The sequence below is a fragment of the uncultured Ruegeria sp. genome, from assembly GCF_947504215.1.
In the GTDB taxonomy this organism is placed as follows: domain Bacteria; phylum Pseudomonadota; class Alphaproteobacteria; order Rhodobacterales; family Rhodobacteraceae; genus Ruegeria.
Genome location: NZ_CANNGO010000017.1, coordinates 12,918 through 39,327 on the forward strand (window position 1 = coordinate 12,918; position 26,410 = coordinate 39,327).

At 56.0% G+C, this 26,410-nt stretch carries 25 protein-coding genes; 14 read left to right on the top strand and 11 right to left on the bottom strand.

Features of this window, described 5'->3' with window-relative positions; translation table 11 throughout:
• Positions 1-4: 4 nt before the first annotated feature.
• From Q1B21_RS20490 to Q1B21_RS20500, 3 genes are all read right to left on the bottom strand, one after another.
• Positions 5-706 (bottom strand): response regulator transcription factor, encoded by a 702-nt coding sequence (locus tag Q1B21_RS20490; RefSeq protein WP_299892705.1) that lies wholly within the window; start codon positions 704-706, stop codon positions 5-7.
• Positions 706-2,601, bottom strand: a complete 1,896-nt coding sequence (locus Q1B21_RS20495; RefSeq protein WP_299892707.1) for a PAS-domain containing protein — start codon at positions 2,599-2,601, stop codon at positions 706-708. Before Q1B21_RS20495 ends, Q1B21_RS20490 begins: the two co-directional genes overlap by 1 nt.
• A gap of 173 nt (positions 2,602-2,774) precedes the next feature.
• Entirely contained in the window at positions 2,775-3,530 is a 756-nt protein-coding gene (locus tag Q1B21_RS20500) for an N-acyl homoserine lactonase family protein (RefSeq protein WP_299892709.1), read from the bottom strand.
• A gap of 221 nt (positions 3,531-3,751) precedes the next feature.
• Between Q1B21_RS20500 and Q1B21_RS20505 the strand changes: the two genes are divergently transcribed.
• Positions 3,752-4,738, top strand: coding sequence for a DMT family transporter (locus Q1B21_RS20505; protein WP_299892711.1), 987 nt, complete (start codon positions 3,752-3,754; stop codon positions 4,736-4,738).
• Positions 4,739-4,783: 45 nt separating this feature from the next.
• Here Q1B21_RS20505 and Q1B21_RS20510 read toward each other — a convergent pair whose 3' ends face one another.
• The 5 genes from Q1B21_RS20510 to Q1B21_RS20530 all read right to left on the bottom strand — a co-directional run bounded on the left by Q1B21_RS20510 (position 4,784) and on the right by Q1B21_RS20530 (position 10,239).
• Positions 4,784-5,776, bottom strand: coding sequence for a nuclear transport factor 2 family protein (locus Q1B21_RS20510; protein WP_299892712.1), 993 nt, complete (start codon positions 5,774-5,776; stop codon positions 4,784-4,786).
• Positions 5,777-5,830: 54 nt separating this feature from the next.
• Entirely contained in the window at positions 5,831-6,967 is a 1,137-nt protein-coding gene (locus tag Q1B21_RS20515) for an ester cyclase (protein ID WP_299892714.1), read from the bottom strand.
• Positions 6,968-7,010: 43 nt separating this feature from the next.
• Positions 7,011-7,895 (bottom strand): carbohydrate ABC transporter permease, encoded by an 885-nt coding sequence (locus Q1B21_RS20520; protein ID WP_298937514.1) that lies wholly within the window; start codon positions 7,893-7,895, stop codon positions 7,011-7,013.
• A gap of 2 nt (positions 7,896-7,897) precedes the next feature.
• Positions 7,898-8,929, bottom strand: a complete 1,032-nt coding sequence (locus Q1B21_RS20525; RefSeq protein WP_298937513.1) for a carbohydrate ABC transporter permease — start codon at positions 8,927-8,929, stop codon at positions 7,898-7,900.
• Positions 8,930-9,006: 77 nt separating this feature from the next.
• Complete coding sequence (locus Q1B21_RS20530) at positions 9,007-10,239, bottom strand: ABC transporter substrate-binding protein (protein WP_298937512.1); 1,233 nt, start codon at positions 10,237-10,239, stop codon at positions 9,007-9,009.
• 280 nt (positions 10,240-10,519) lie between these two features.
• Here Q1B21_RS20530 and Q1B21_RS20535 point away from each other — a divergent pair, with 280 nt between their 5' ends.
• The 13 genes from Q1B21_RS20535 to Q1B21_RS20595 all read left to right on the top strand — a co-directional run bounded on the left by Q1B21_RS20535 (position 10,520) and on the right by Q1B21_RS20595 (position 22,553).
• Entirely contained in the window at positions 10,520-11,566 is a 1,047-nt protein-coding gene (locus Q1B21_RS20535) for an ABC transporter ATP-binding protein (RefSeq protein ID WP_299892717.1), read from the top strand.
• Positions 11,567-11,688: 122 nt separating this feature from the next.
• Positions 11,689-12,225, top strand: coding sequence for an ester cyclase (locus Q1B21_RS20540; RefSeq protein WP_299892719.1), 537 nt, complete (start codon positions 11,689-11,691; stop codon positions 12,223-12,225).
• Positions 12,225-13,172 (top strand): ester cyclase, encoded by a 948-nt coding sequence (locus Q1B21_RS20545; RefSeq protein ID WP_299892721.1) that lies wholly within the window; start codon positions 12,225-12,227, stop codon positions 13,170-13,172. The genes Q1B21_RS20540 and Q1B21_RS20545 overlap by 1 nt, the downstream gene beginning before the upstream one ends.
• Before the next feature lie 9 nt (positions 13,173-13,181).
• Positions 13,182-14,510, top strand: coding sequence for a histidinol dehydrogenase (gene hisD / locus Q1B21_RS20550; protein ID WP_299084602.1), 1,329 nt, complete (start codon positions 13,182-13,184; stop codon positions 14,508-14,510).
• A gap of 6 nt (positions 14,511-14,516) precedes the next feature.
• The gene (locus Q1B21_RS20555) at positions 14,517-15,569 is read left to right on the top strand and encodes an ester cyclase (RefSeq protein ID WP_299892724.1); all 1,053 of its coding nucleotides are present in this window, start codon (positions 14,517-14,519) and stop codon (positions 15,567-15,569) included.
• A complete protein-coding gene (locus Q1B21_RS20560; RefSeq protein ID WP_299892725.1) occupies positions 15,569-16,333 on the top strand; it encodes an SDR family oxidoreductase in 765 nt (254 codons plus the stop codon). The genes Q1B21_RS20555 and Q1B21_RS20560 overlap by 1 nt, the downstream gene beginning before the upstream one ends.
• Positions 16,318-17,346 carry a LacI family DNA-binding transcriptional regulator gene (locus Q1B21_RS20565; RefSeq protein WP_299892727.1) on the top strand — a complete coding sequence of 343 codons (1,029 nt, stop codon included), beginning with the start codon at positions 16,318-16,320 and terminating at the stop codon, positions 17,344-17,346. Before Q1B21_RS20560 ends, Q1B21_RS20565 begins: the two co-directional genes overlap by 16 nt.
• On the top strand, positions 17,343-18,314 hold the full coding sequence (locus Q1B21_RS20570) for an ester cyclase (RefSeq protein ID WP_299892729.1): 972 nt from the start codon (positions 17,343-17,345) through the stop codon (positions 18,312-18,314). Before Q1B21_RS20565 ends, Q1B21_RS20570 begins: the two co-directional genes overlap by 4 nt.
• A 149-nt stretch (positions 18,315-18,463) precedes the next feature.
• On the top strand, positions 18,464-19,423 hold the full coding sequence (locus Q1B21_RS20575) for a cupin (protein WP_299892731.1): 960 nt from the start codon (positions 18,464-18,466) through the stop codon (positions 19,421-19,423).
• The gene (locus Q1B21_RS20580) at positions 19,420-20,022 is read left to right on the top strand and encodes a trans-aconitate 2-methyltransferase (RefSeq protein WP_298937501.1); all 603 of its coding nucleotides are present in this window, start codon (positions 19,420-19,422) and stop codon (positions 20,020-20,022) included. Before Q1B21_RS20575 ends, Q1B21_RS20580 begins: the two co-directional genes overlap by 4 nt.
• Positions 20,023-20,032: 10 nt before the next feature.
• Entirely contained in the window at positions 20,033-21,160 is a 1,128-nt protein-coding gene (locus Q1B21_RS20585) for a cobalamin-independent methionine synthase II family protein (RefSeq protein WP_299892734.1), read from the top strand.
• Positions 21,161-21,868 (top strand): alpha/beta hydrolase, encoded by a 708-nt coding sequence (locus Q1B21_RS20590; protein WP_299892736.1) that lies wholly within the window; start codon positions 21,161-21,163, stop codon positions 21,866-21,868.
• The gene (locus tag Q1B21_RS20595) at positions 21,858-22,553 is read left to right on the top strand and encodes an RraA family protein (RefSeq protein ID WP_299892738.1); all 696 of its coding nucleotides are present in this window, start codon (positions 21,858-21,860) and stop codon (positions 22,551-22,553) included. The genes Q1B21_RS20590 and Q1B21_RS20595 overlap by 11 nt, the downstream gene beginning before the upstream one ends.
• Positions 22,554-22,623: 70 nt before the next feature.
• Here the strand turns inward: Q1B21_RS20595 and Q1B21_RS20600 are convergent, their stop codons facing one another.
• Genes Q1B21_RS20600 through Q1B21_RS20610 form a run of 3 tightly spaced genes read right to left on the bottom strand, consistent with a single transcriptional unit; the run spans position 22,624 to position 26,409 of the window.
• Entirely contained in the window at positions 22,624-24,432 is a 1,809-nt protein-coding gene (locus Q1B21_RS20600) for an aminopeptidase P family protein (RefSeq protein ID WP_299892740.1), read from the bottom strand.
• Entirely contained in the window at positions 24,425-25,420 is a 996-nt protein-coding gene (locus Q1B21_RS20605) for an ABC transporter ATP-binding protein (protein ID WP_299892742.1), read from the bottom strand. Before Q1B21_RS20605 ends, Q1B21_RS20600 begins: the two co-directional genes overlap by 8 nt.
• A complete protein-coding gene (locus tag Q1B21_RS20610) occupies positions 25,417-26,409 on the bottom strand; it encodes an ABC transporter ATP-binding protein (protein ID WP_299892744.1) in 993 nt (330 codons plus the stop codon). Before Q1B21_RS20610 ends, Q1B21_RS20605 begins: the two co-directional genes overlap by 4 nt.
• Position 26,410: the final 1 nt, after the last annotated feature.

Sequence of the window (26,410 nt, forward strand, 5' to 3'; positions counted from 1 at the left end):
CCTCTCACCGCCACTTCACGTCACCCAAGAAAATGTATCCTGCCCCGTAGATGGTTTTGATTAGCTGTGGGTTTTTGGGGTCTTCACCAAGCTTTGTCCGTAACCTCGAAATGCGCACATCCATTGCACGGTCGAAACTATCGCCCGCGGCGCCACCTAACGATTCTTGCATTTGGCTGCGGCTAATCAACCGCTTTGGGCTTTCCAAAAACAAACGCAGCACTTCTCCTTCTGCGTGACTGAAAGGTGTTTGCGTGCCCCCTTGATCCTCGAGAATGTATCGATTGAAATATGCCGTCCAACCGTTGAAATCCGCTATTTCCGAAAGCGTGGATTGGCTGCGTGGTGAACGTAGTCTGGCTCGGACGCGCGCGACGACCTCTACTGGGTCGAAGGGTTTGGTAATGTAGTCATCAGCGCCCAATTCCAATCCCGTTACGCGATCTTGAACCTGAGCTCGACCGGAAATGATAATCACGGCTGCACCCTGTTCCAAAGCCAGTCTGTGAACCAAGGCCAGCCCATCTGTGTCCGGCAGGGAAAGATCGACCAAGCACACGTCCGGTGTGACACGGTTTAACGCGGCCTCAAACTCCCGCGCCCGAGAGAAACTTTGCGTGCGAAATCCAGCTTCTTCCAATGCGTCCGTCAGGATGCGTCTGATTTCAGGCTCATCATCTAGAATGGTTATCAGTGGTTGTGACATCAGGCGGCTTCAGTTCGGATAAGGGCCGACAATTGAGCCTGCGAAAACGGTTTGCGCAAAACCGGCGCGACGGCCAACGCTTGTCGATGCAGTGGATCCGAAAAGGGCAAAGACGTCATCAATATACAGGGCAATCCAGTTTTCAGCTGCTCCATAAGGTTAAGACCTGTGCCTGTTCCTTCCAATCGAATATCGGATAGAACCAAAGCAATGTCTTCAACGCTTAGTGTAAGGGCTAGCGCCTCATCCACCGAGGTTGCCTCGATCACCGAAAAGCCCAAATCCACCAACATCTTCCGGAACTCGCCGCGAAGATCATCATTGTCTTCCACCAAGAGCACAAGCCCCTCTTGCTCGGGTGGCGCTGGGCGATACGGTAGCCGTAGAACAACGGAAGCGCCTGAAGGGGTGTTTCGGAGGTTCAGATCACCGCCCGCCAATTTCACTGTGTCGTAGACCATAGGCAATCCCAATCCGGACCCATCGCTACCTTTCGTTGTAAAAAACGGGTTCAGTGCCTTTTCCAACGCCTCGGAAGAAAATCCGGTGCCCGTATCGGACACTGTGATCTCAACCCAGATTGATCCGACGGCGTGGGCACTTATGGTGATTTGCCCAGATCGACCACAGGCATCGCGCGCATTGAGCACGAGGTTAAGCAACGCATCCTGCAGCATACCTGGGTCCAGCATCAGAGCTTGGTCCGGTAGGTTGTTCACAACCGACAATCCGACACCTCGTGGCAGTGAGGGCGTTGCCAGAATCCGTAAGTCCTCTAACAAACCCTGCATATCCGTTGATTTCGGCTGTGGGGTCCGATTGCCCGTCATGTCTGCGATACGGTTCAGCAGCTGGCCGCCTCGGCGCGCGGTTTGTTGAGTAGCAGCGACCAATTCGTGGGCTTCTGCCGGAATGGTCATTTTGTCCAAACGGGCCTGCATGCCGAGGATTATGGTCAGCAAGTTTGAAAAATCATGGGCTAGTCCGCTGGTCATTTGTGCAGCCATCGCCCTGCGTCGCGTCTGTTGCAAGGCAACGCGGGCCTGTGTTTCCTCGGTGATATCCACAGACATCACATAAACGCCCCCTGCCCTGTCCGGCGTAAAAGACACCCTTATACGACGGGAATCCTGATCTTCGGTGAACTCAAAAACGGATGTCTCACCGTCGTAGGCTTTTCGCAAATGGGGTTCAACACGGCCAAAAGCGTTGGCCCCCAGCGCTTCGGAAATATGGAGACCGAGAATCTCGGACGGGCGCCCAGGCATAACCGCGCTGAGGCGACGGTTCGAGTAGTCATACCTCCCGTCAGCACCCAGATGCGCAATATGAGCGGGCATCATCTCGGTCGTCATCCGAGTCCGCGCTTCGATTTCGGTCAGCTCCCGTTTGGCCTCTTCCAGCGCAGAGATCGTCGCGGCCAGTTTTCGGTTGGTGGCCGACAGTTCTTCGGCATGACTAATAAGTTGATCTGACAGTTCTTCGGACCGGGCGCGCAGCAGGTTTTCTGCCCGCCGAGTCCCAGTAATGTCCGTGTAAACCGCGACCCAACCACCCTGCGGCAGTGGTGCGCCTTCTACGGACAGCACTTGTCCATTGGGGCGAACACGCTCCATATAGTGGGGCTCAAAGGCCAGCGCTTGTTCCACACGCAGTTCGACCATTTCCTCGATACTGCCTTCCTCACCATACTCGCCGCGGTCGGCCAGAAAATAGATAGTGTCGCGAAACAATGCTCCGGGTTTCACCAGGTCATCTGGCAGGCTGAACATTTCTTGAAAGCGTCGATTGCTGAGCACAAGGCGCAACTTACTGTCATAGATGGAAAGCGCCTGGCCGATCAGGTTCAGCCCCGCCGTTGTCATCGCTTTTATACGCTGTTCGGTAACGTCCAATATTGTTCTCCCCGGCACATCCGTAACATCAGAATTCGTGCAGGTGTAGAGGGGTCAAAAACAATCGGTGCGACCCTGAGAAAACGCCAGCGGCGAAAATATAGGCTTCGGCAAGCCAACGGACTCAGAACACGAACGCAATTACCTAGCCAAAGTGGCCCTTCCACAGAGTATCAACCATAAAGACTCGGTGCTTTTCGAAGTTTGGGCCATTGGGCTGGGCAGTGACCAAAAATCACGAACGCGCCACGCTTGTCGGCCAGCTTCATCAATCGGTCTGCGCTGGCAATGGCCGCCGCTCGATTCCAGGACCCAGGAAATTCTTCATTAATTTCAGCCGGTCGCGAAATGGCGTCGCTTGTCAGTAGAAATGGGCCAGACGGCAAATCGACCATCAGTGCGATCTGCCCTGGTGTGTGACCCGGCGCAGCCAGCACATTCAACCCCGGTCCAATCAGAACATCACCTTCGACCTCAAGGTAATCGCGGTCTGGCCAGTCCAATGGCTGCATGTCGCCCCAATACAATGGCCTAGCCAGCGCGCGTTCTTGCGTTGAAATCAGGATCGGAACGCCGGGAAACGAACCCAGCCCACCCACGTGATCTATGTGGGAGTGGGTGCAGATGTGCAAAGTTACATCCGCAGGTGCCAGACCTAACTTAGCAAGCTGCGCTACGGGCAGGTTTTCCGACCCACATTCAAGCACCTCGCCAGATTCATACAGTCGGTCTTCGGTTGAGGCGGCCTCTTTGTCCATCGCATATTTTTCGGGGAAACCTGTATCGATCAAAATGGTTTCACCAGCGTCCGTGCAAATCACGAATCCGCAGATCCCGATGACACGACCGTCGGAATGTACCTTGAACAATCCGTAGTCCAGAACCGACAGCGTCAGTGGACGCCCTTTGATGAACCTTTCTGCCTGCACCCGTATCCTCCGGCAATTCCCGACAAGCATTGTGGAGGGGTCACGAATGTCAACAGATTTAGATCGTTATGGTACGGCCAGCGTGGTTTTGACAAATGACCGCTTTCGGCTGTGCAAATCACACCCATGGAACCCAAGTAAGAAGACCAGTTTCCCATGCGTCGCAAACAGACGTGACCAGCTTACTGACCCATGTTACGGGCCGTTGGAAAGGGCATTTCATGACAGCGAATACTAAACTACAAAACCCCACAGCTGGCATTGCCTTTGTCCTGGTTGGTATTGTCGCGATTTCGGTCAACGATATGCTGATCAAATTCCTGTCGGGAAGTTACCCTTTGCATCAGATGGTGTTCACCCGATCCATTATCGGTATCGGCTTCAGCCTCGCCCTGGTGCAACTCGAAGGTGGTTGGCAGATTCTGAAGACAGATCAGCCATGGTTGCATTTGCTGCGGGGTGTGCTGATCGTCGCCGCAAATCTCACTTTTTTCACCGCTTTGGCTGTTATGCCGTTGGCTGAGGCGACGGCAGTTTTCTTTGTCTCTCCTTTGATGATCACATTGCTGAGCATCCCCTTGTTGGGGGAAAAGGTTGGCCCGATGCGGATCGGGGCCGTGATCGTCGGTTTTGCTGGCGTGATCATCATGACACGCCCATGGGAGAGCGGCGATGACCGCTCGGTCAACCTGTTGATGTATATTCTGCCTGTTGTTGCCGCCTTGACCTACGCGCTCAATAACGTATTGACCCGACTTCTTGGCGCTAAATCCAAGGCATCCGCAATGGCGGTCTACATTCAGGCGGCGTTCATCGTTGTCAGCCTGCTATTTTGGTCAATGGCTGGCGACGGAAAATTTGCACAAGGCGTTGAAAACGAAAGCCTGATCTTTCTCTTGCGGGCTTGGGTCTGGCCTGACGGTTCGGATGTCTGGTTGTTTGTGGGGCTCGGGTTAAACTCCGCAATTATCGGGTATTGTCTGGGACAGGCCTACCGGATGGCCGACGCCGCTACTGTGGCGCCGTTCGAATATGTTGGGTTGCCGCTGGCCATAATTTGGGGCTGGCTGATCTGGGGTGAGTTGCCGGGCTTGGCAGGGATGGCTGGCATTGCCCTCATTTTGGGATCGGGGCTGTTTGTTTTCTTGCGCGAACGGCAAAAGAACCGAGGCATTGTAAGCAGAAAACGCGTCCACCGACGATATTGACGCCGCAATAAACGCGGCGTCAACTTGATTTTCTTACCAGGTCTTTTAGCCCCGCATGTACGGTATGCGCGACAATAGGTCGGTGCCTTGCTGGTTCCAAAAATGCAGCAGGTCGATGAAAATCCAGTTCTCGGTCAGTTTAGTACCCGAGCGGCGATACATGTCGATCACACGCATGTCGCTAAGCTTGTCAGTCGCGGGCATGCCCATGAACCCACCAGATGGCCTAAGGGTCAGGTTCGGCCAGCCGAAAAACCCACCGAACTCACCTTCTGCGATACGAGCGATGTGACCATTGAAGGTCCGGTCCGCCAGCCCATCGCGAAAGGGGCCGGAGTGTTGTTTGATGTACCGTTCGATCGTATAGGCCGACCCAATTCCGGTCGGACCCCACCAGATCATATCATCATTCCAGCTGCGCGGCAGTTCCTCTTCCAAACCCAGCTCTTCACGACCTTTCCAGTCACGGATATCGTTTATCATGAACTCGATGGCCGCAAGCGTTTTACGCCCTTCTTCCGGGTCCTGTTCGTCGAACATGACACCTGTATGGGTCATCGGTCCGGGCTGCACCAACTGGGCACCGGTTTGCGTGGGAAATAGGTTCAATCCAGCCTGCGCCATCAGGTGTGGGATATCAAAGAACATCGCTGTGTCGGTGATCTTGTCCCCTTCTACAAGGTGGAATTCTGCATAACGCAGCATGGCAATCTTGTTTGTATGAGGGATGTTCAGCCACGGTGCATCGAACAAACCCATCAGATGGCCCATCGAGGCAACCCAAACACCGCCGGCCTCCAGATGGTTTTCTCCGGCCATGAAGATATCCAATCGGCGCTGCATCCGGCGCAGTGCATGTTGCAAAGGTTGCCAGAACTGTTCCGCAACCTCGACCGGGTTGTGAATTTCGTGGAACGGGTGGTAACCACGCCAAATGGCGTCCGGGGCAAAGTACTTCTTGGCGGCCGCCACCGGATCTTCGTTGAGCGCTTCAAAATAATCCCGCACCAGGTTTTTTGCAGATTGTAATTCCGACATGTTTCTTCTCATGAGTTGAAAGTGTTCCGCCGGTTGCGCCCGCCGGAGTGGGAATTAGGTCAGATCCTGACGCGCCTTTGCAATCTGCATCATCATGTCCAGTTCGTTAAACAGCTGCCATTCCTGTTCAACTTGCCCACCTCTGACCCGCCACTGGGTGATGCCCCAAATCTGGCAACTTGCCCCGGTCGCCGAGCGATACATGTCCGTGTCACCCTCATGGGTTCCCTCCGCACTCCACCGGGTTGAAACCAACCACCCTTCATCGTCATTGCCCATCCAGTAAACCTCATCCACCTGAAGCGAGAGGTCGGGAAAGGCGTGGCGTAAGCTATCGACGTAGGTTTTATAGGCCGCGTGGCCGGAAAACTTGCGCTCGGTCGTCCCCTCAAAGGTCAGATCTGGGGCATAGTCGGCATCCACCATGCTCATATCGCCATTCCAGATGTTATCGTGCAGGCGCCGCGCAAATGCGTCGGGGTCAAACCCGTCAACCGGCTCAGCCACATACAGCGCGCGCGCGGGTGCTGCGGATCGCCGCAGGTCATCCCATGTCTGTTGATTGCGCGGCCACCCCGGAGGCGGATCGGCTGCCAGCCTGTCCGCCTCTTCCCACAGGTCGATCCCGAACTGTTGCAACATGGCCGACGTGTTATAAAGCACGTGCTCAAGAAAAATATCGTTTTCAAGGGCCACACAATTAGCGATGACCATGACGTCGACCTTTTTACCAGTGGCCGGACCATAGCGGCTGCTTCCGGTATTGGTCCCCATGATCCGTGTCAGGTGCGAGGTGTGAAACCCAACTTCGTCGTCGCCAGCCCAAATGATCTCTTCAGCATCCAGAACAATGTCGGGAAAAGCCCCGGTGGTATGATGCGTATCGGCGATGATCTTCTTGTTGCCGGTCTGCAATCCATAGTCGTCGTAGATCAGCGAGGTCGGCGCATAGCAGGCGCTGATGTATTCGACCTGCGGAGGATCGGATTCCCAGATACGATGCGTGATCCGAACGATATAGTCGACGATGTTGGCGTATTCGGGCTCAAAACCCTGAAGATCTTGCTTCGGTCCAAAATCCGTTGGAATCCGCACAGTTCGGTTCTTTGAATACTCTTTGAATGAGACATCGTAACTCGTAGGCATATGCCGACGCGCAAGTGGCCGCGCCGTCCCGTAATTCCGTGACATTTTTCCTCCTGCTCAGAGCGTCATAGTTAATATTATTTGCCGGTTATCCTTTTACGGCGCCAGCCGTCAGACCGCTGACAATCTGCCGCTGGAAGAACAGAACGAGGAAGAATAGCGGGATCATTGCGCTGACAACGGCCGCGACGGCGAACATCACGTCCCCGGTTTCACGCACAGTACCTAGGAAACTGTTGATGCGCGGAACCATCGTCTGGTTTTCTGAACTCAGCAACACAGCAGTCACGGCGAAGTCGTTATAGGCTAACAGGAAACTGAACAGACCGGTGGTAATGACCCCTGGCCACATCACCGGAATAATAACGTACCTAAACGCCTGAAACCGCGTACAGCCATCGACCATCGCACTTTCATCCATGTCTTTAGGGATGTTCAGGAAGAACGAATGCAGCATCCAAAGCGTGAAAGGCTGATTGATCGCCACCAAGACGATGATCGTTGTCGAAAGCTTGCCCCAGACATTCCATTCGAAAAAAGGCAGCAAATAACCCGAAACCAGAGTGATATGCGGCATTGCCCGAAACACCAGCCCCGCCATCAACAACCAGAACGCATAGCGAAAGCCCGACCGCGCGAGCGCATAACCGCCCAGCGTGCCGAGGGTCAGAGAAATCACCACAGTGAAGAACACGACAATCCCTGTGTTGATCGTGTTGCGCCAAAATTCCTGCTCCACCCACGCGCCGTAATAGCCATCGCCAGTGAACGCACTGCCCGTCTGGACCGTCGTCATCACGCCATAGAGTGCATTACGCCAGTCCGTCTTCGAGAAGAAATCAGGCTGAACCTTGAACGAGCCCCAGAGGGTCCACAAGAAGGGGCCAGCAGCGATGAATATCCAGAGAACAACGAAACTTGTGGTGAACCAGATCAGCCCTTTGGAGCGTCTGTCTGCTACAGATGTTGACATGATCAGGCCCTCTTCTGATTAAAGTCGCGCCATGTGCGGATCAGCACGGGTGTCAGCAGGATTGCAACACCAAGAATTGTCAGGATCGACGTAGCCCCAGCAGAGCCAAACAATTGGATGTCGCCGCCGCGCAGGTCATTGAAAATAATCCAGGATAGCGACGTCGCCTTGGCCGACGCCGAGAAGCTGATGATCGGTTCAAACACCCGGAAATTATCCATCAACTGCATCAGCGTGATGAACACAACCAGTGGCATCATGTAAGGCACAACCACGTATCGAATTGATTGCCACCGTGAGGCGCCGTCGATCTTCGCTGCCTCAAGCGTCTCTTTCGGGACGGTCTGCAACCCGGCATAAAAGACGATAAAACTGAACGGGGTCGAACTCCAGATGCCGTAAACGATCAGCATCATCCATGTCAGAGGCGTTGACGCCTTCAAGGACAGGTTGGGGTCGTTGAAGATTTTCTGCAACGTCGCGCCGATTATGCCATCGGCATCGACCATCCAAAACAGGATCAGCGCGCCTATAAGCGGTGTCACGATCATTGGTAGCAGCGACACAAAGATCGTTGGGCCCTTGATAGCCCGCGGCAAAGTGTTCACCGCCAAAGCGACACCAAGCCCCAAAAAAATAACAAACGGCGTGACTACCGCCGTGTAGGTGAGCGTAAAGAATAGGGCCTTGTAGAACGGCAGATTGATCAACTCTGACATGAATTCGCCGAACGTTTCGGTCTCGTTCCATGCAACGCCCACTTGTTCGAACGCAAGATGCTTACGGTTCGTATAGGTTCCCAGGCCGTTGAAACGCCCCAGAGGGGCCTCTTCCCGCAGAGCTGCCGTCGCCTCGTTGTCGACCTGCAAGACCGTTTCGCATTTGAAAGGTCCGCAGTTTTCAACCTCGGTCATGATTTGCTCGTGTTCCACGAACAGCGATTGCACGGCAACTGACACAATGGGTAAGGCAATGAAAAAAAACATTGCGGCCAAGGACGGGAGGATAAACCAGAAGAAAGTGCGGTGTTTCATAGCCCAAATCCTACGTCAGCTTAACGTTCTGGGTGGAATACTCCGAGGCGGCGTGCACGCTGCCTCGGAGTCGACTCTTATAGGTAACCGGCTTCTTTGGCCGCAGCGGTATAGGCGGCTTCGATGTCTGCCAGTGTCTTTTCAGCGCTTTCATTGCCTTGCAGAAAGTCGGGCAGTTCTTCAAAGACTGCCTGATGCAACAACCCCATGTAGGGCAGCATCGGGTAGGGCTCTGCACCTGCCGACGCCGTCGCCGCAACACCAGCTGCCGCTGGTCCCGGTACGTAAGATTCCATCAGCCAGACCGCAGCATCATTGTTTGCTGTGACCATCTTTTCCGACGTACCGTGCATCATCGCCAGAAAAGTCGCCTCGGCATCCTCATCCGAGATATTTTTCGCGATGGTGAAACCATCCCACCACAGCGAAGAGGCGGGCGTGGAACCGCCAGCAACCGTCGGGGCACCAACAAGCACTGTGTTTTCGGCCACACCCTCTTCCGCGCCTTCGCCGCTCAGCAGTTCGCCACCGCTTGAGCCCCAAAGCTGCGCGATTGCGATGTCACCCGATTTCCAGATCGGCACCACCGTCGCGGTGTTGTACGTCAGGAAGTCCGGGTTCGACAGCGCAACAAGTTCCTTCAACATGTTCAGCGTCGCGATACCCTGTTCATTGTTAATCGCAGGTTCAGCCGTTCCCGGCTTGAAGAACTCTCCACCGTGACCAAGATACATGTTCACGAATTCTTCACCCAGATTCCAGTCAGACATGCTGAGGAATGCGAACGGGTGATCCATGATGCCCGCGTCCTTGATCGCCTGGGCGGTTTCTACGACCTCTTCCCAGCTTGCAGGGGCCGGTTTGCCGACCTGATCGAGAACGTCCTGACGGAGAAACAGATGCTGGGCGTTGGCCATGAAGGCAATCGCCATGATCTTCCCATCAATGGTAATGAGTTGATTTTTGGGTATGTCCTGACCGTGCTTGGCGACCAGATCGTCAAGCGGACGCAAAAGACCTTCGTTTAGCAGAGGAACAATCGAAGAATTCGCGACAATGACCGAGGTGTATTCCGCCGGATTCGGCGTCAGTGCCTGAACTGTGATATTGCGGAAGTCCTTGTTGTGGTTGGCCGAAATCGTTGCACCACCACTTGCACACTCAGCGGCAGTTCCGGTGATGGCTTTGAGCGCCGGGAAGTCGTTTGCCAGAACATTTACGTTCCCGCTGCTGATTTCACATTCGGCATAAGCTGCGGTCGCCATAAGCGCCGCCACGGCTCCGGCCGCAAAACTTTTCATTAAAGTCATATTGAGAACCCTCCGGTTGGACCCTGTTGTGCAGGCCGCCGCCTGCTTCGTTTATGATTCGTGTTTAGTATTATTTTGCATTCGCATTCATCATTATGCCAATAATTATCCATAAGACAAGATATTCCTCATATTGGCAGGTTTCTAATTATTTTCAGCTAATTACCGTAAATATCGCAGCTTCAGAGCTCCGTTTCACAGATTTTTTCAAAGTACTACTTGCCAAATTTTGCATTCACTGACACATTTTATGGGCACGCATGCAAGAGGTGGAAGCGGAATGGCGGAAATTCAGCTGAATAACATTTCCAAGCGTTGGGGATCGTTTGTCGGAGTTCAGAATTTTGACCTGACAATCGCCGACAAGGAGTTCCTTGTTTTACTCGGCCCATCGGGCTGCGGGAAAACAACCACCATGCGCATGATCGCGGGCCTGGAAGACGTAACAGAAGGTGAGATCATCATTGACGGTCAGGTGGTCAACGATCTGGATCCAAAAGATCGGGATGTGGCGATGGTGTTCCAAAGCTATGCGCTCTACCCCAATCTGAATGTCTATGAGAATATTCGGTTCCCCCTGAAAGTTCGCAAAGCTGACCCCTCAACCCACGACGCGCGGGTAACGCGTGCAGCCGAAATGGTTGAGTTGACGGAGTTTATGCACCGCCGTCCAGCTGAGCTTTCAGGTGGTCAACGGCAACGCGTGGCACTGGCCCGCGCCATTGTTCGCGAACCCAACGTATTCCTGATGGACGAACCGCTTTCAAACCTTGATGCCAAACTGCGGGTTTCCACACGCCATCAGATCAAAAACCTCAGCCACGAGCTGCAAGTCACAACGATCTACGTGACCCACGACCAAATAGAAGCCATGACCTTGGCCGACCGTGTGGTTGTCATGAGCAAGGGCGTGGTACAGCAAGTCGGCACCCCGACCGAAATCTATGACCGGCCTGCCAATACGTTCGTTGCAAGTTTTATCGGCAGCCCGGCGATGAATCTGCTTGAAGGGCAGATTTCCAGCGGAACTTTCACGGGCGAAAATGTAACGATAAGCGGGCTATCCAGCACGCATGAGGGCAAGGTCACACTTGGCTTCCGCGCGGAAGATGCCGCGCTGGACCCCAACGGAACGTCGGCGGCACCGCTCTACTCTCTCGAATTGCTGGGGGATGCTACCATTGCGACATTGAAAATCGGCGGCACTATTGCGTCGATACGTGCGGCCAAAGACTACCGCGCTGAAATCGGCGATCAGACCGCTGTGAGCATTGCCCCAGACATCTGTCATCTTTTTGATGCCACAAGCGGTGAGCGGATGGATTAACGCGCCACGGGTCAAATCGCACCCTGATTATCAGGTGTTGGTAGAAACAATGCTGGTCGCAAATGTCAAAGCCATAACATCGATTTGGTTGAGACACACAAATACACGACGGAGGACTCCACGTGAAAGGTTCCCGCCCCGAACAAGCCGTGCTGAGCCGCGACACGGACATGGGCAAAACAGACGAAACCTGGGCAGTCATCGAAGGCATGGTTGATGGCCTTAACGATCACCGGATCGACGATATCGGAGATTTCTTCACCCAAGGGTTCCGATGGATGGGCAATTTTGGGTGCGGCACCAAAACCGGCCTGCAAGAGTTTCAGGACAATTGGCAACGGCCATTCCAAGCCGCATTCTCAGACAAGGTTTGCGTCGACGAGGCGCGCCTCTACATGGGCGAGTGGGCGGCGGCCTTTGGACGTCAGGAGGCCACGCATTCTGGCGAGTTTATGGGGATCGCCCCAACCGGCAGACGGGTCGAAATCCGCTACATGGATTTTTGGAAAGTTGTTGATGGCAAGATCGTCGACAACTGGGTCATGGTCGATTTCCCGCATGTGCTGTTACAGCTCGGCCATGACGTGTTCAACGGCCACGGTTGGGAAGCCTTTGATCGCGGCGAGGCTAAGCCGCCCATGCCGCAGGAGGTCGCGTGATGGGCGCGGTTCTCGATCTGGTGCAGGACATGGAGCGGGCATTGGGACGATCTGAGCCCGACTTGTTGCCCTGGTTCCACGCGGATTTCATATGGGACGGCAATGAAGGCTGTGGCCGCAAGTCCAGCCTGCGGGATTTCGAAGAAAATTGGCGGCGTCCCTTCCACGCCGCCTTTGGCGACTGCCGCTTCGACACAACGCTCTGGCTTGAAGATGGCGAGTGGGCCGCCTGTATAGGCACCTGCCATGCGACCCATACGGGTGACTTCATGGGCATCGCCGCCACCCACCGCCCCCTGCGCGTGCCCTATATCGACTTCTGGCAGATCCGCGACGGGCGGATTGCCTATAATAAGGTGAATGTGGATCTGGCCTCCGTCGCGGCCCAGCTCGGCTGGGACGTCTTCGAAGGCCAGGGCTGGGACCGGCTGGACCCGCCCACGCCCCGCTTGTGGCGCGGCAAGCAGGGCCGGGGTGCCACGGCAGAACCGCTCAAGGTGGTGCAGGACATGGAGGCTGCGTTACAGCGTTCCGACGTGGATGTATCCGAGTTTTTCCACGAAGATTTTGTCTGGGACGCCAACTATGGCTGCGGTCTGAAACACGGGTTGAAGGAGTTTGAAAGTGGCTGGTACCAGCCCTTCCGCGACCACTTTGGCAACCGCGATTTCGTCAGCCCGCATTTCATGCAAACCGGCGATTGGGCCGCCTGTTTCGGCGCGTGCAACGCTACACTTGAACGCGATTTCATGGGGATCAAGGCCACCGGCCAAAAGATACGTGTGCCATACATCGATTTCTGGCGGATCGAAGACACCAAGATCGCGGAAAACATCGTGCGGGTCGATTTTGCCAGCATCGTCGAGCAGCTTGGCGGAGACGTTTTTCGCGGCAAAGGATGGGGGCATGAGATGCCCGTTGATTTCAGCGCACAACCTGCGGCCTAGGAGGCAGACATGACGATCCAATATCTGAAATCCGGTAAGCCAGCAGAAGCCCGCGCCGAGGATGATGCAAAGGTGCGTAGGGTTGTCGAAGACACCTTGGCGGATATCGAAGCGCGGGGCGACGCCGCTGTGCGCGACCTGAGCGCAAAGTTTGATGGCTACAGCCCTGCGGCGTTTCGTCTAAGCGCGTCTGAAATCGAAGCGGCGATGCAAAAGGTGTCGGCGCGCGACATGGAAGACATTCGCTTTGCACAGACGCAGATACGACGTTTTGCAGAAGCTCAGCGCGCCTCGATGACGGATATCGAGGTCGAGACACTTCCCGGTGTTGTTCTGGGCCACAAGAATATACCTGTGCAGTCCGTCGGCTGCTACGTCCCCGGTGGCAAATTTCCGATGGTGGCGTCGGCTCATATGTCCGTTCTGACGGCACAAGTCGCAGGCGTGCCGCGTATCGTTGCCTCGGCACCGCCGGTCGATGGCGCCCCACATCCGGCAATTGTCGCGGCAATGCACATGGGCGGAGCACACGAGATCTACGTTCTGGGTGGCATCCAGGCGGTCGGCGCAATGGCTATCGGTACGGAATCTATTGATCCTGTGCATATGATTGTTGGACCCGGAAACGCCTTCGTCGCCGAAGCCAAACGGCAGCTTTTTGGTCGTGTCGGGATCGATCTGTTCGCCGGGCCAACCGAAACGATGGTAATCGCCGACGACACCGTAGATGCCGAGATGTGCGCCACGGATTTATTGGGACAAGCCGAACACGGTTACAACTCACCTGCATGCCTGATCACGAATTCCCCCAAGTTGGCCGAAGACACACTTTCGGAAATTGACAGGTTGCTGAAAGTCTTACCAACACACGAAACCGCGTCCGCCTCGTGGGAGGACTATGGAGACGTGATCCTGTGCGAAACGCATGACGAGATGCTCGAAGTTGCTAATGACATGGCGTACGAGCATGTACAGATCATGACCGACCGGGATGACTGGTATCAGGAGAACATGCACTCCTACGGGGCCTTGTTCCTTGGCGCGCGCACCAACGTGGCCAATGGCGACAAGGTCATCGGAACCAATCATACCCTTCCTACCAAAAAGGCCGGGCGGTATACGGGCGGTCTTTGGGTTGGCAAGTTTCTGAAAACACACAGCTATCAAAAGGTCACAACGGATGAGGCAGCGACTTTGATTGGCGAATATGGATCGCGCCTTTGCATGTTGGAAGGCTTTGTTGGCCATGCTGAACAATGCAATATCCGCGTCCGACGCTATGGCGGACGCAATGTTCCTTACGGTGAACCCGCCCTGCCCGTCGAAGCTGCCGAGTAGCCCCATATGCCCGAACTCCACAACGCCAACCGCGAATTGCTGACCCCATTGCGCCGCGCGCTTTATGACTGGGACGATGCTGCGGTTCGGCGTGCATTGGAGACGTCTTTCTCGCCAGATGCTGTGTTCCATTGCTGCCATCCGTTTGGTGATCAGAGCTGCCCGCAAGCATTCTTTGAAAACGTGCTGAACCCGCTGCGCAAGGCATGGCCGGATGTCGAGCGACGCGACTGGCTTGTTATGTCGGGTGAAGACGAGCATGGCAGCAATTGGGTTGGTTGCGGCGGGCACTATGTTGGCACCTTCGCCGTGCCTTTTTGGGATATACCGCCATCAGGCCACTTTGCGCATATGCGGTTTCATGAGTACTACCGCGTCGCTGACGGCAAGATCGTTGAGATGCAGATGATCTGGGATTTGCCGGAAGTGATGATGCAGGTTGGGGCCTGGCCAATGGCACCGTCGCTGGGGGCCGAGATATTCATCCCCGGCCCGGCATCAGGCGACGGGCTCTCTCGCCCTGTTCGAGCCGATACTGAGAGCAACGCCAGCCGCAACCTGATCGTCGATATGTTGAACCACATGAAGCGGCACCCATCGCAAGGTGGGCCTGACGTGATGGAGATGTCGCGCTTTTGGCACGAAGACATGAACTGGTATGGCCCCGCCGGTATTGGCACCAGCCGGGGCATTCGGGGGTTCAGAAACTGGCACCAGATTCCTTTTCTGTCGGGCATGCCAGATCGTGGGCAATACCTGGACGAAATCACCTATCACTTCTTCGGAGATGGCCCCTATGTCGGTGTCACCGGCTGGCCTGATATGGTTCAAACCGTCACCCATGATGGATGGATGGGCATTGCACCATCGGGCACAAAAATAACCATGCGCAGCCTGGACTTCTGGCGCATCTCGGATGGGCGTATCCGGGAAAACTGGGTTCTGGTCGATCTGTTGGATGCATACAGGCAGTTAGGGGTGGACGTCTTTCGACGATTGCGCGAGTTCAATAAGGCCCGTGTTCCGGGACGCGTACCGTTCCCTGTTGGAGAAGCCTGATGACCTTACCCCCTGCCCCGTCCTTCCGTCTTGATGGCAAACGTGCCTTGGTTGCCGGGGCGTCCTCGGGGATAGGTCTCGCCTGCGCAACTGCCTTGGCCAGTCATGGCGCCGAGGTGACTGTGGCCGCCAGATCCGAAGGCAAACTGGTCGAAGTCGTGGAAGCGTTCGCCGACAAAGGGTGGAAAAGTCACCCTCTGGCATTGGACGTTGCGGATGTTGCTGCAACCGAAGCTGCCCTAGACGCAGCTGGCCCGTTTGACATTCTGATCAATTCCGCCGGCCTCGCCCGCCACACCCCGGCAGTCGAGACGTCCGAGGCTGATTTCGACACTGTCAGTGACCTGAATTTCAAAGGCGCCTATTTCCTGACCCGCGCTGTGGCCCGCGGCCTTATCTCTGCAGGCAAGCCGGGCAGCCTGATCAACATTACCAGCCAGATGGGGCAAGTCGGGGGCGTCGACCGGGCGGTTTACTGCGGAACCAAACACGCGGTTGAAGGCTTCACCAAAGCCATGGCGATCGAATGGGGCCCGCTTGGCATACGTGTCAACACCATCGCCCCAACCTTCATCCGCACGCCTTTGGGTGAGCAAACACTGGCCATACCCGAACGGCGGGCCTGGATTGAAGACAAGATAAAGCTCGGGCGCGTTGGCGAACTTAGCGATTTGACGGGTGCTGCTGTCTATTTGGCATCGGAAGCGGCAAGCCTTGTGACCGGCACGGCATTGCTGGTGGATGGCGGATGGACGGCAGGCTGATGGCGGATAAGGTCACATCATCTGACGTCGCGCGCCGGGCCGGTGTCAGCCAGTCGGCGGTCAGCCGCGTCTTCACCCCCGGCGCATCGGCGTCAGCAACAACCCGTAACAAAGTCATGAAGGCCGCCGAGGATTTGGGGTATCGCCCAAACACTCTGGCGCGCGCGATGATCACGGGTAAAAGCCGGGTGATCGGTGTGGTCGTCGCCTATCTGGAAAACCAATTCTACCCGATGGCGCTAGAGTATCTGGACCGCGCTCTGAAGGAACGCGGCTATCACATCCTGCTGTTTATGGCCAAGAACGACGATAGCGTCGGCCAGATCGTCGAAGAGCTGATGTCCTATCAGGTTGACGGAATCATCACCGCCTCGGTCGACATGTCGAACGACATTGCCAAACGCTGCGACGACGCTGGTATCCCTGTGATCATGTTCAACCGAGGGCAGGAAACCGGAGATCTGGCGCAGGTGACCTCGGACAATGTCGAAGGCGCGCGTGCCGTCGCTCATTTTTTGGCCTCTGCCGGGCATAAGAAGATAGCGCATATTTCGGGCTGGCAGGACTCCTCAACCGGCCTGGAGCGTATGCGTGGGTTTGTAGAAGGGTTGAAAGAACACGATCTTGCGCCATTCACTGTCGAAGACGGTAAGTACAATCAGCAAGAGGCGTCGGCGATTGCCCGAAAGCTTTGTAGTGTTGCGAACCGGCCAGACGCAATTTTTGTCGGCAACGATCATATGGCTTTTGCTGTTATGGACACGTTGCGGTTTGAACTGGGGCTGTCGGTTCCCAATGACGTCAGCATTGTCGGCTATGACGATGTCCCGATCGCGGCGTGGCCCGCTTACGACCTGACAACCATTCGCCAACCCATCAACAAGATGGTCACGGCAACGGTTGATGTCTTGCTTGCCAGAATTGAACGGGGCGCGGCCTCGGAACGCATTCAGATACCCGGACCCCTCAAAATCAGGGGTTCGGCCAGAAAGCCAAAAGGTTTCACCACATGACATACGCAACAAAGTGGAAAGACTTTCCGGACTACATCATCGGCATCACCAAAGAGATCTGGGAAGATCGCGGGACCGAGACATTGAACCGCTATTACGCACCCGAAATTCCAGTGCGGACACCCATGGGTCTTAGCCGGGGCAATCAGGGCGTTATCGCGGCCACGATGGCCACATGCCACGAGTTTCCGGACAGGCAGCTGATGGCCGAAGATGTGATATGGTCCAATTCGGAACAGCACGGGTATCTGTCGTCGCACCGTTTGCTGACGACTGCCACGCATTTGCAGGACGGCCAGTTCGGCAAAGCCAGCGGTCGAAAATGGACCGTTCGCGTGATCGCTGATTGTGCCGCAAAGGGCGACACCATCTATGATGAATGGCTTGTTCGGGACTATGGTGGCCTGGTGCGCCAGCTAGGGTTCGAGCCGAAAGACTATACCCGCGACCTGATCGCCGCCGAAGGCGGGCCGGAAAGGGCCGCACGACCTTTCACACCAGACATCGATGTGGACGGCGGGTACCATGGAACCGGCAATGATAATGCCTGGGGCGCACAATATGCAGACACATTGACCCGGATTATGAATAAGGATTTCAATCACATCCTCGCGGACTATGATCGGGCAGTGATCGGTGAATATGCCGGGTCCAAACAGGCCATCGGCCGAGAGGCTGCCAGCCGGTTCTGGGTCGGCCTCCGCTCGTCATTCCCCAACGCGACCTTTAAAATCCATCACCAGATTGGCATGGAGGGCGGAATGATGCCCCCTCGGGCGGCGATCCGCTGGTCCTTGGACGGGGTACATGATGGATGGGGCGCATTTGGTCGACCAACCAGTGCCAACGTTCACATCATGGGCATGTCACATGCCGAATTTGGGCCATGGGGGCTCCGCCGGGAATTCAGCCTGTATGACGACGTTGCCATCTGGAAACAAATCCTTCTGCAAACCGGGGATGTCTGAGTGTCCTATAAGGTTGCATATCTGGATGCCAGCCAGGCCGCGCGACGCTTTCACGCGCATCGTGCCAGTTTGCGGGCGCGGCGGCTGAATAATCGTCCTCCGGGGCGCGGGGTGTGATCCCAACACCCCCAATTCCAAGGAGATTTGACATGAGCAACATTCAACAACGCATCGTCCGCTATGGCGAGTTGAAACCCTGCAAGACAGCTTTCATTGACGCCCACACCCCGGGGTCGGACCAAAAAGAGAACTTTACCATCATCGGAGGCGGCGTCTCCGAAAGCCCCGATCAACATGTCCACATCACGGACAAGATCGGTTTCAATATCGGTGCGGCCGGTCAGCCACCGAACTGCCGGAATTCACTGCACAGTCACACCACGGCCGAGGTGTTCTTCGTCGCCAAAGGTCGCTGGCGGTTCTTCTGGGGCCTGCACGGCACAGCGGGTGAGTTCATTGCCGAAGAAGGCGATATTTTCAACATTCCAACCGGCATCTTTCGCGGCTTCGAAAACGTCGGCCAAGACTATGGGATGATCATGGCAATCCTGGGCGGTGACGATGCCGGTGGCGGTGTCACATGGGCACCTCAGGTGATCGAAGACGCGCAAGCGCACGGGCTGATGCTGGGTGACAATGGCGTTCTGTATGACTCGAAGAAGGGCGAAGAACTGCCGCACAACGTGCACCCGATGCCGTTGTTGACCAAGGAGCAGTTGAAGGCGTTCCCGGAGGTTCCTGTAGAAGAGGTTGTGGGCAAATACGTCGCCCGCTACTGGGATCTGATGGCATTGTCTGCCGGCAAGCCCGCTGTTGTGATTGGCGAAAATGGGGTGATCAAAGACAAGCCGGGGTTCGAGGTCGATTTCCTTGGGCGCGGGTCCAGCATCACCGCGCCGGTCAAGGCCGACAAACCGGTTGTTCTGATGCCCGCCAGCGGACACTGGCGCATCGCCGTCGACGGGTATGAGACGACGATATCAAGCGGAGATACCGCACTGGTGCTGCCGGGAGAAAGCTACAGCGCCGCGCCATCAATGACGGGCCATGCCGGAATGTACCGCATCACCGCAACCAATGATCCGGCTGGAGCAACTTGGACAGGATGAGCGCCGATCCCCAAGACACCTACGCCGTCTATGAGCGACAGGCCGCTGCATATGATGCAACACGCTCGCGCGCGTTGTTTGAAGCGCGCTGGTTGACGCGCTTCACTGCAAGCTTGAAGCCGGGCGATCATGTTCTGGATTTGGGTTGTGGCACCGGCGAGCCGATTGCACGTTGGTTCAAGGCCGAAGGGTTCACCGTCACCGGCGTCGACTTTTCCGAAGCCATGCTGACGATTGCACGAAAACGTTGGCCAGAAGGCGACTGGGTTCAGGCGGATATGCGCGATTTCCAACTGGGTCAGCTGTTCGACGGCATCATCGCCTGGAACAGTTTTTTCCATCTGACTGCAGATGAACAACAAGACTGTATCGCCCGCATGTCGCGTCATCTGCGCGTTGGCGGCATGTTGATGCTGACCGTCGGTCCCGGTGCGGGTGAGACACACGGCACGGTTGGTACCGAACTGGTGTATCACGCGTCGCTTTCGCCTGCGGGCTATGCCTCTTGTCTTGAAGAAAACGGGCTGCGCATGACGGGGTTCCTGGCCATGGACCCTGAAACGGAACGCCACACCGTATTGATGGCCCGCAAGATTTAAGGAGATTTCCATGCCAGTAAAAACAACACATGTCGGTTCGCTGCCACGCACACAAGAGGTGGTGGATTTCATCTTTGCCCGTGAACGTGAAGAACCCTATGACACGGCGGCGTTTGATGCCTGCATGACATCGGCAGTGTCCGACACAGTCAAGCAGCAAAAGTCGGCCGGGATCGACATCGTGTCGGATGGCGAGACCTCCAAGATCAGCTATGCGACTTATGTCAAAGATCGCTACACCGGGTTTTCGGGCGATAGCCCCAGAAACGCACCAGCTGACCTAAAGCTGTTCCCCAGCTTCCTGCAGCGATTGGCGGATCAGGGTGGCACCCCGCAATATGCCAGGCCCATGTGCACCGGCGAGGTCCGCTCGAAAGGGCAGGATGAGCTGAACAAGGACATTGCGAACCTGAAAGTAGCAATGGCCAAGCACGGCGTGTCGCGCGGATTTATGAATGCGGCAAGCCCCGGCGTGATTTCCCTGTTCCTGCAGAATGACTTTTACAAAACGCGCGAAGCCTACCTGACAGCGCTGGCCGACGCGATGAAAGAGGAATACCAGACGATCGTCGCCGCAGGGTTGGACGTGCAACTGGACTGCCCAGATCTCGCTTTGTCGCGCCATATGCTCTTCACCGACTTGTCAGATGACGAATTCGTCAAGGTTGCGCAGACACATGTGGATGCCTTGAACCACGCCCTCGAAAACGTGCCGGCTGATCGTGTTCGGATCCACATCTGCTGGGGTAACTACGAGGGCCCGCACCTGTGCGACATCCCGATGTCCAAAATGTTTGATACGCTGATGGCCACGAAATCACGATATGTGCTGTTCGAAACGTCCAACCCCCGCCACGGCCATGAATGGACGGTTTTCCGCGATCGCAAAGATGACATCCCGGATGACAAGGTTTTGGTGCCCGGCGTCGTGGATACGACCACGAATTTCGTGGAACACCCTGAGCTTGTAGCACAGCGTATCCAACGCTTTACTAACATCGTCGGCACCGAGCGGGTTATTGCTGGCAGCGATTGCGGGTTTGGGACCTTCGCAGGCTTTGGCGCGGTCGATCCGTCAATTGCCTATGCCAAGCTTGCTGCTCTCTCGGAAGGGGCCGCATCCGTTTCGGGGGCGTGAATGACACCTCTGGTCTTGTTGCCGGGCATGATGTGTGATGGCCGGCTGTTCACACCACAGATCGAGGTATTTTCTACCGAGCGCCCCGTTCTAGTTCCGGCATTGTCAGGTGACACAACAATGGCCGGGATCGCAGCACGCGTGTTAGAGCAAGCGCCCGTGCGTTTTGCGCTGTGTGGACTTTCCATGGGGGGCATCGTTGCGATGGAAATCGTGCGCCAGGCTCGGGAAAAGGTTACCGGATTGGCTTTGCTTGACACAAACCCATTGGCCGAAATCAAAGAGGTTCAGGACCGTCGCGGGCCCCAAATCCAGCGCGCGCGCGCGGGCCAGTTGGACAGCGTGATGCGGGATGAAATGAAACCAAACTACCTGAGCCACGGCGACAATCGGGCCGAAATCCTGGACCTGTGCATGGACATGGCATTGGAGCTGGGGCCTCAGGTGTTTTGCGAGCAGTCAATCGCGCTGCGGGATCGTCTGGATCAAACCGAAACTCTGCGCCAGTTCGACAAGCCCGCGTTGGTGCTGTGCGGCCGCGAAGACATGCTTTGCCCGATAGCGCGGCATGAATTGATGCACGATCTTCTGCCCCAGTCCAAACTTGTGATCATTGATGGCGCAGGACATTTGCCGACATTGGAAAAACCCGCAGAGACCACGCAGGCCCTGCACCACTGGCTAAAGGATGTTGATGATGAACGATGATCTGTTGACGCTTCTGAGAAAGGTTGACACGCCCACCGTATGCAATGCAATCGAAGTGGCACAAGGCGGACGTGGCTTTGACCGGTTCACAAAAGGCACAGTGCTGTGCAGCGACCCCGACGCCGGAGCCATTGTCGGTTATGCACGAACCGCCCGCATCGCCGCCGTAAACCCACCAACGGAACCGGCGGATGTCATCAAAGCCCGCCGCATGGATTATTATCGCCACATGGCAGAAGGACCACGCCCTGGTGTTGCGGTGGTCGAAGACTTGGACGGCCAAAACGCCGTTGGTGCCTTCTGGGGTGAGATCAATACGACCGTGCACAAGGGCTTTGGCCTGTCCGGCGCACTGACAAACGGTGTCATGCGCGATCTTGGAGATTTACCTCCGAGCTTTCCGGTCATCGCTGGTTCAATAGGTCCCAGCCACGGCTTTGTTCACGTTCGAGAAATTGGAACGCCTGTTCGTGTCTTTGGCATGGTCGTCAAAGACGGAGATTTGATTCATGCCGACCGCCATGGAGCGTTGGTCATCCCAAACGCTGACATTCCCAATTTGGCCGCGGCCATTCACACACTACTAGCAAATGAAAAGCTTGTTCTCGATCCAGCGCGGGTCGAAGGTTTTGACTTTGACGCCTTCGAAAAGGCCTGGACAGAATTCGAAGCGGCTCGCACATAGTCTCCCGACTCAGTACCCTTGAAAGCCAGCCATAACAAAAGGCAAACGTGACCTTTGTTTGATCCGCAATTTACCTTGGTATGGGGGCACAGGCCCGGCTGGTCCAGTCATAGGCCTCTGGGGACAGTCGTGATCCGACACATTCCAAGACATTCGCATGATAACTGTTGATCCAGTCGATCTCAGCGCGGGTCAAATGCTCGATCAGCAACATGTCTGTCTGAATTGGAATCCAGGTCATGTTTGAGAACTCAAAAAACCCATCATCCGCCTCGATGATTTCAAACAGGTTTTCGATACGAATGCCAAACCTGTCGGCGTCGTAATATCCGGGCTCGATCGATAGGATCATGCCGGGAACTAAATCCACCGGGTTATAGGGTTTTCCAATACGCTGTGGATGTTCGTGAACCGACAGCCGGTGCCCGATGCCATGCCCAGTTCCATGGTCGTAGTCCAAACCCAAATCCCACAGCGGACGCCTGCAAATCGCGTCAATGTGGTGACCTTGCGTGCCAAGCGGGAACCGGAGTGTCGCCAGCGCATGCAACGCTTTGAACACGGCGGTGTAAGCCTGATCAAACCCCTCGGGCCTGGTAATACCGAACGAGAAGCTGCGCGTTGCATCCGTAGTGCCGGTGTCGTATTGACCACCTGAATCCAACAAGTAGGTCCCATCCGGCAGGATGGGCACTGCGTTTCCCGGCTCGGTGGCATAGTGGCACATTGCGGCGTTCCCGCCTGCAGCCGAGATCGTGTTGAAGCTTTCGCCCAAGAACCCGGGCCTTGCGCGACGACATGACAGGATTTTCTCTTCGGCTTCATGCTCGGTCACCCATCCCTGCACGCTTGCGCGCGCGGGAACCTCGGTGGCCAACCAGGTGCAAAACTCGATCCAGGCCACGCCATCTTCGACATGGCAGGCGCGCAGACCTTCACATTCGATCGAATTCTTCTGCGCCTTTGCCGCAGTCAGCGGGCTTCCGGCTGGAACAGGATTGGCCCCTTCCTTTTTCAATACCATCCGCAGGGCTGTCGGAGAGAAATCAGGATCAAATAGAACACCCCACCCCGGTTCCACGTAGTCGGCCAGCGAGTGCAGAAAAGTTTCGGGCGGGTGAACGGTCACATCTTCTGGCAGGTGGTCCGTGACATCGGCATTCAGCTTTTGGTCCGACACAAACCAATGGGCCCTGCCAGATCGCTCGACCAAGAGGAAAGACTGAGGAACCGGATTGAACGCCACATCAGACCCGCGAACATTCAATAGCCATGCAATATTGTCTGGCTGAGTTTCGGCAAAAACCTCGACGTCGTGTCTCTGCATTTCGGCGACCAGATCCGCGATCTTGTCCACCGTAGTTTTGCCAGAAAACTGTAATGGGAACGGTTCGATCAACCCCTGAGGCGACTTGGGTTGATCGAGCCAGACAGCGTCAACCGGATTTCCCTGTACGGCCACCAGTTGAGCATCTTTGCGAGTCAAAGCGTCAGCAAATCGATCATACCAAACCGGCGGCAGATGAATCGCGTCAAAGCCGATTTTCCATCCCTGTTGCGCCGCGGAAACCAGCCAGTTCTCGGGCGGTTCATCGTATAAATGATGGTGCGAGAACATCGGATCGGCACATTGGTTGGCAGCCTGAACCACGTAGCGGCCATCAACAAACAAAGCGACCGTTTGTGGCGTAACAATAGCCATGCCCGCCGATCCGGTAAAACCGGTCACATGAGCCAACCGTTCATCATGGGGCGCAACATACTCGGCCTGATGCGCATCGTATCTGGGCAAGATGAACGCATCCAAACCGCGTCGCAACATTTCCTGGCGCAACGCCGAAATGACGGGTCTACGATCCGGGTCGCGGGCATCAAGCATAAGCGTTTATCTCTTTGACATGGTGGCAGGCGACCTCGCCTCGGCCTTCGAAGGGCTGCAACGCGGGCACGTCCTTCCGGCAAACATCGTTCGCATGGCGACAACGGATATGGAAAGGGCAACCCTTTGGCATGTTCAGAGGTGAAGGCAGTTCACCCTCCAGCCGGGTCACAGCGCCTCGGTTGTCGGGGTTCAACGATGGGGCCGCAGACAAAAGCGCCTGACTGTATGGATGGGACGGGGCAGAAAACAACGTTTCACTGTCGCCGATTTCAACGATCCGGCCAAGATAAATTACTGCAACCCGGTTCGACACATGGCGAACCAAACGCAAATCATGGGCGACAAACAGGATTGTCAGACCCAGTTCCTGCTGCAACTCAAGCAACAGATTGACGACCTGAGCCTGCACCGAAACATCAAGCGCCGAGACCAGCTCATCCGCAATCAGAACCTCGGGTTCGACGGCCAGCGCGCGCGCGATGGCGATACGCTGGCGTTGGCCGCCCGAAAACTCATGCGGCAGCTTGCCCTGCGCGTCCTGCGGCAGGCGCACAAGATCCAACAGTTCAGCCACACGTGCGGGGATGTCGGCTTCCGGGCGCATATTATGCACTTTCAAAGCCTCGGTCAGTATCTGACCAGTCGTCATCCGAGGATTGAGTGACGAATATGGATCCTGAAACATCATCTGGACACGGCGATAATAGCTGCGATCGTCGCGAGACGCCTTGCCAAAGATGTCCTGACCTTCAAATTCAATCGACCCTTCGCTTGGGGTATGCAGGCGCACGATACACCGCGCGAGCGTGGATTTACCGCAACCTGATTCACCAACGACACCCAATGTCTCGCCACGCTTCAGATCCAGATCGACACCGTTCAAAGCCTTAACCTCACGCCCCGGGCGGCCCGTTACAAAATCGGCAAGGCTTCGACCGGTCGGAAACCTGAGGTGCAGATCGCGAATTTGCATCACAGCAGTCATGCAACGTTTCCTTTGGCGTTGGTAACTGGATTGAAACACGCAACCTGACGTCTATCCGTGATCAGGGTCAGCGCCGGTCGGTCTTGCAAACACGGCTCGATACACGAGCTGCAGCGCGGTGCAAAAACACAGCCCGTCGGTAAGGCATCCAAGCTGGGTGGCACGCCTGGCACAGAAGAGAGCGGTGTGCGTGGTGGCAGGTTTTCTGGCACGGAACGCATCAGACCGACGGTGTAGGGATGGCCCGGCGCGCGCAGAACGTCGCGCACCGGACCCTGCTCGACGATCCGCCCTGCGTACATAACAGCAAGGTTGTCGCAAGTTTGGGCCACAACCCCAAGATCATGCGTCACCAGAACCACACCCATATCCATGTCCTGCGCAAGCCGCAGGATCAGATCAAGAATCTGCGCCTGAATGGTGACATCCAAGGCGGTGGTGGGTTCATCCGCCAGCAAAAGCTTAGGGTTCGCCGCCAAAGCAATGGCAATCATCACACGCTGACGCATCCCACCCGAGAACTGATGCGGATAGTCTTTCAGTCGCTGCGCGGCCGACGGTATACCGACCAAATCCAGCATCTCGACCGCCCTGTCGTGTCGCGCCTTACGCTGCAGATCGGTATGGGCGCGCAGGCTCTCCTCCAGCTGAAGACCAACGGTCAAAAGCGGGTTGAGCGAGGTCATTGGCTCTTGAAAGATCATTGCGATCTCGCGCCCCTGCTTGTGGCGCAGCACGCGATCCGGCATAGCCACAAGATCACTCCCTTTCCACCGGACCTGTCCCGTCACGTCTCCGTAACGCCGTGCAAGCCCAATGATTGAACGCAGGGTAACACTTTTGCCGGATCCACTTTCGCCAACCAGTCCCAGAACTTCACCACGTGCGACACTAAAACTGACATCCCGCACAGCCGGAAGAGCGCGGCCATTTCTATGAAACGTCGTGTTGAGTTCATTAACTTCAAGGATTGGCTTTTGATCTTCCATG

Excerpts from the sequence above, each read along its gene's own strand:
- Q1B21_RS20490 (WP_299892705.1), bottom strand. The coding sequence starts at position 706 with ATGTCACAACCACTGATAACCATTCTAGATGATGAGCCTGAAATCAGA.
- Q1B21_RS20505 (WP_299892711.1), top strand. The coding sequence starts at position 3,752 with ATGACAGCGAATACTAAACTACAAAACCCCACAGCTGGCATTGCCTTT.
- Q1B21_RS20510 (WP_299892712.1), bottom strand. The coding sequence starts at position 5,776 with ATGTCGGAATTACAATCTGCAAAAAACCTGGTGCGGGATTATTTTGAA.
- Q1B21_RS20515 (WP_299892714.1), bottom strand. The coding sequence starts at position 6,967 with ATGTCACGGAATTACGGGACGGCGCGGCCACTTGCGCGTCGGCATATG.
- Q1B21_RS20520 (WP_298937514.1), bottom strand. The coding sequence starts at position 7,895 with ATGTCAACATCTGTAGCAGACAGACGCTCCAAAGGGCTGATCTGGTTC.
- Q1B21_RS20525 (WP_298937513.1), bottom strand. The coding sequence starts at position 8,929 with ATGAAACACCGCACTTTCTTCTGGTTTATCCTCCCGTCCTTGGCCGCA.
- Q1B21_RS20530 (WP_298937512.1), bottom strand. The coding sequence starts at position 10,239 with ATGACTTTAATGAAAAGTTTTGCGGCCGGAGCCGTGGCGGCGCTTATG.
- Q1B21_RS20535 (WP_299892717.1), top strand. The coding sequence starts at position 10,520 with ATGGCGGAAATTCAGCTGAATAACATTTCCAAGCGTTGGGGATCGTTT.
- Q1B21_RS20545 (WP_299892721.1), top strand. The coding sequence starts at position 12,225 with ATGGGCGCGGTTCTCGATCTGGTGCAGGACATGGAGCGGGCATTGGGA.
- hisD (WP_299084602.1), top strand. The coding sequence starts at position 13,182 with ATGACGATCCAATATCTGAAATCCGGTAAGCCAGCAGAAGCCCGCGCC.
- Q1B21_RS20555 (WP_299892724.1), top strand. The coding sequence starts at position 14,517 with ATGCCCGAACTCCACAACGCCAACCGCGAATTGCTGACCCCATTGCGC.
- Q1B21_RS20560 (WP_299892725.1), top strand. The coding sequence starts at position 15,569 with ATGACCTTACCCCCTGCCCCGTCCTTCCGTCTTGATGGCAAACGTGCC.
- Q1B21_RS20565 (WP_299892727.1), top strand. The coding sequence starts at position 16,318 with ATGGACGGCAGGCTGATGGCGGATAAGGTCACATCATCTGACGTCGCG.
- Q1B21_RS20570 (WP_299892729.1), top strand. The coding sequence starts at position 17,343 with ATGACATACGCAACAAAGTGGAAAGACTTTCCGGACTACATCATCGGC.
- Q1B21_RS20575 (WP_299892731.1), top strand. The coding sequence starts at position 18,464 with ATGAGCAACATTCAACAACGCATCGTCCGCTATGGCGAGTTGAAACCC.
- Q1B21_RS20580 (WP_298937501.1), top strand. The coding sequence starts at position 19,420 with ATGAGCGCCGATCCCCAAGACACCTACGCCGTCTATGAGCGACAGGCC.
- Q1B21_RS20585 (WP_299892734.1), top strand. The coding sequence starts at position 20,033 with ATGCCAGTAAAAACAACACATGTCGGTTCGCTGCCACGCACACAAGAG.
- Q1B21_RS20590 (WP_299892736.1), top strand. The coding sequence starts at position 21,161 with ATGACACCTCTGGTCTTGTTGCCGGGCATGATGTGTGATGGCCGGCTG.
- Q1B21_RS20595 (WP_299892738.1), top strand. The coding sequence starts at position 21,858 with ATGAACGATGATCTGTTGACGCTTCTGAGAAAGGTTGACACGCCCACC.
- Q1B21_RS20600 (WP_299892740.1), bottom strand. The coding sequence starts at position 24,432 with ATGCTTGATGCCCGCGACCCGGATCGTAGACCCGTCATTTCGGCGTTG.
- Q1B21_RS20605 (WP_299892742.1), bottom strand. The coding sequence starts at position 25,420 with ATGACTGCTGTGATGCAAATTCGCGATCTGCACCTCAGGTTTCCGACC.
- Q1B21_RS20610 (WP_299892744.1), bottom strand. The coding sequence starts at position 26,409 with ATGGAAGATCAAAAGCCAATCCTTGAAGTTAATGAACTCAACACGACG.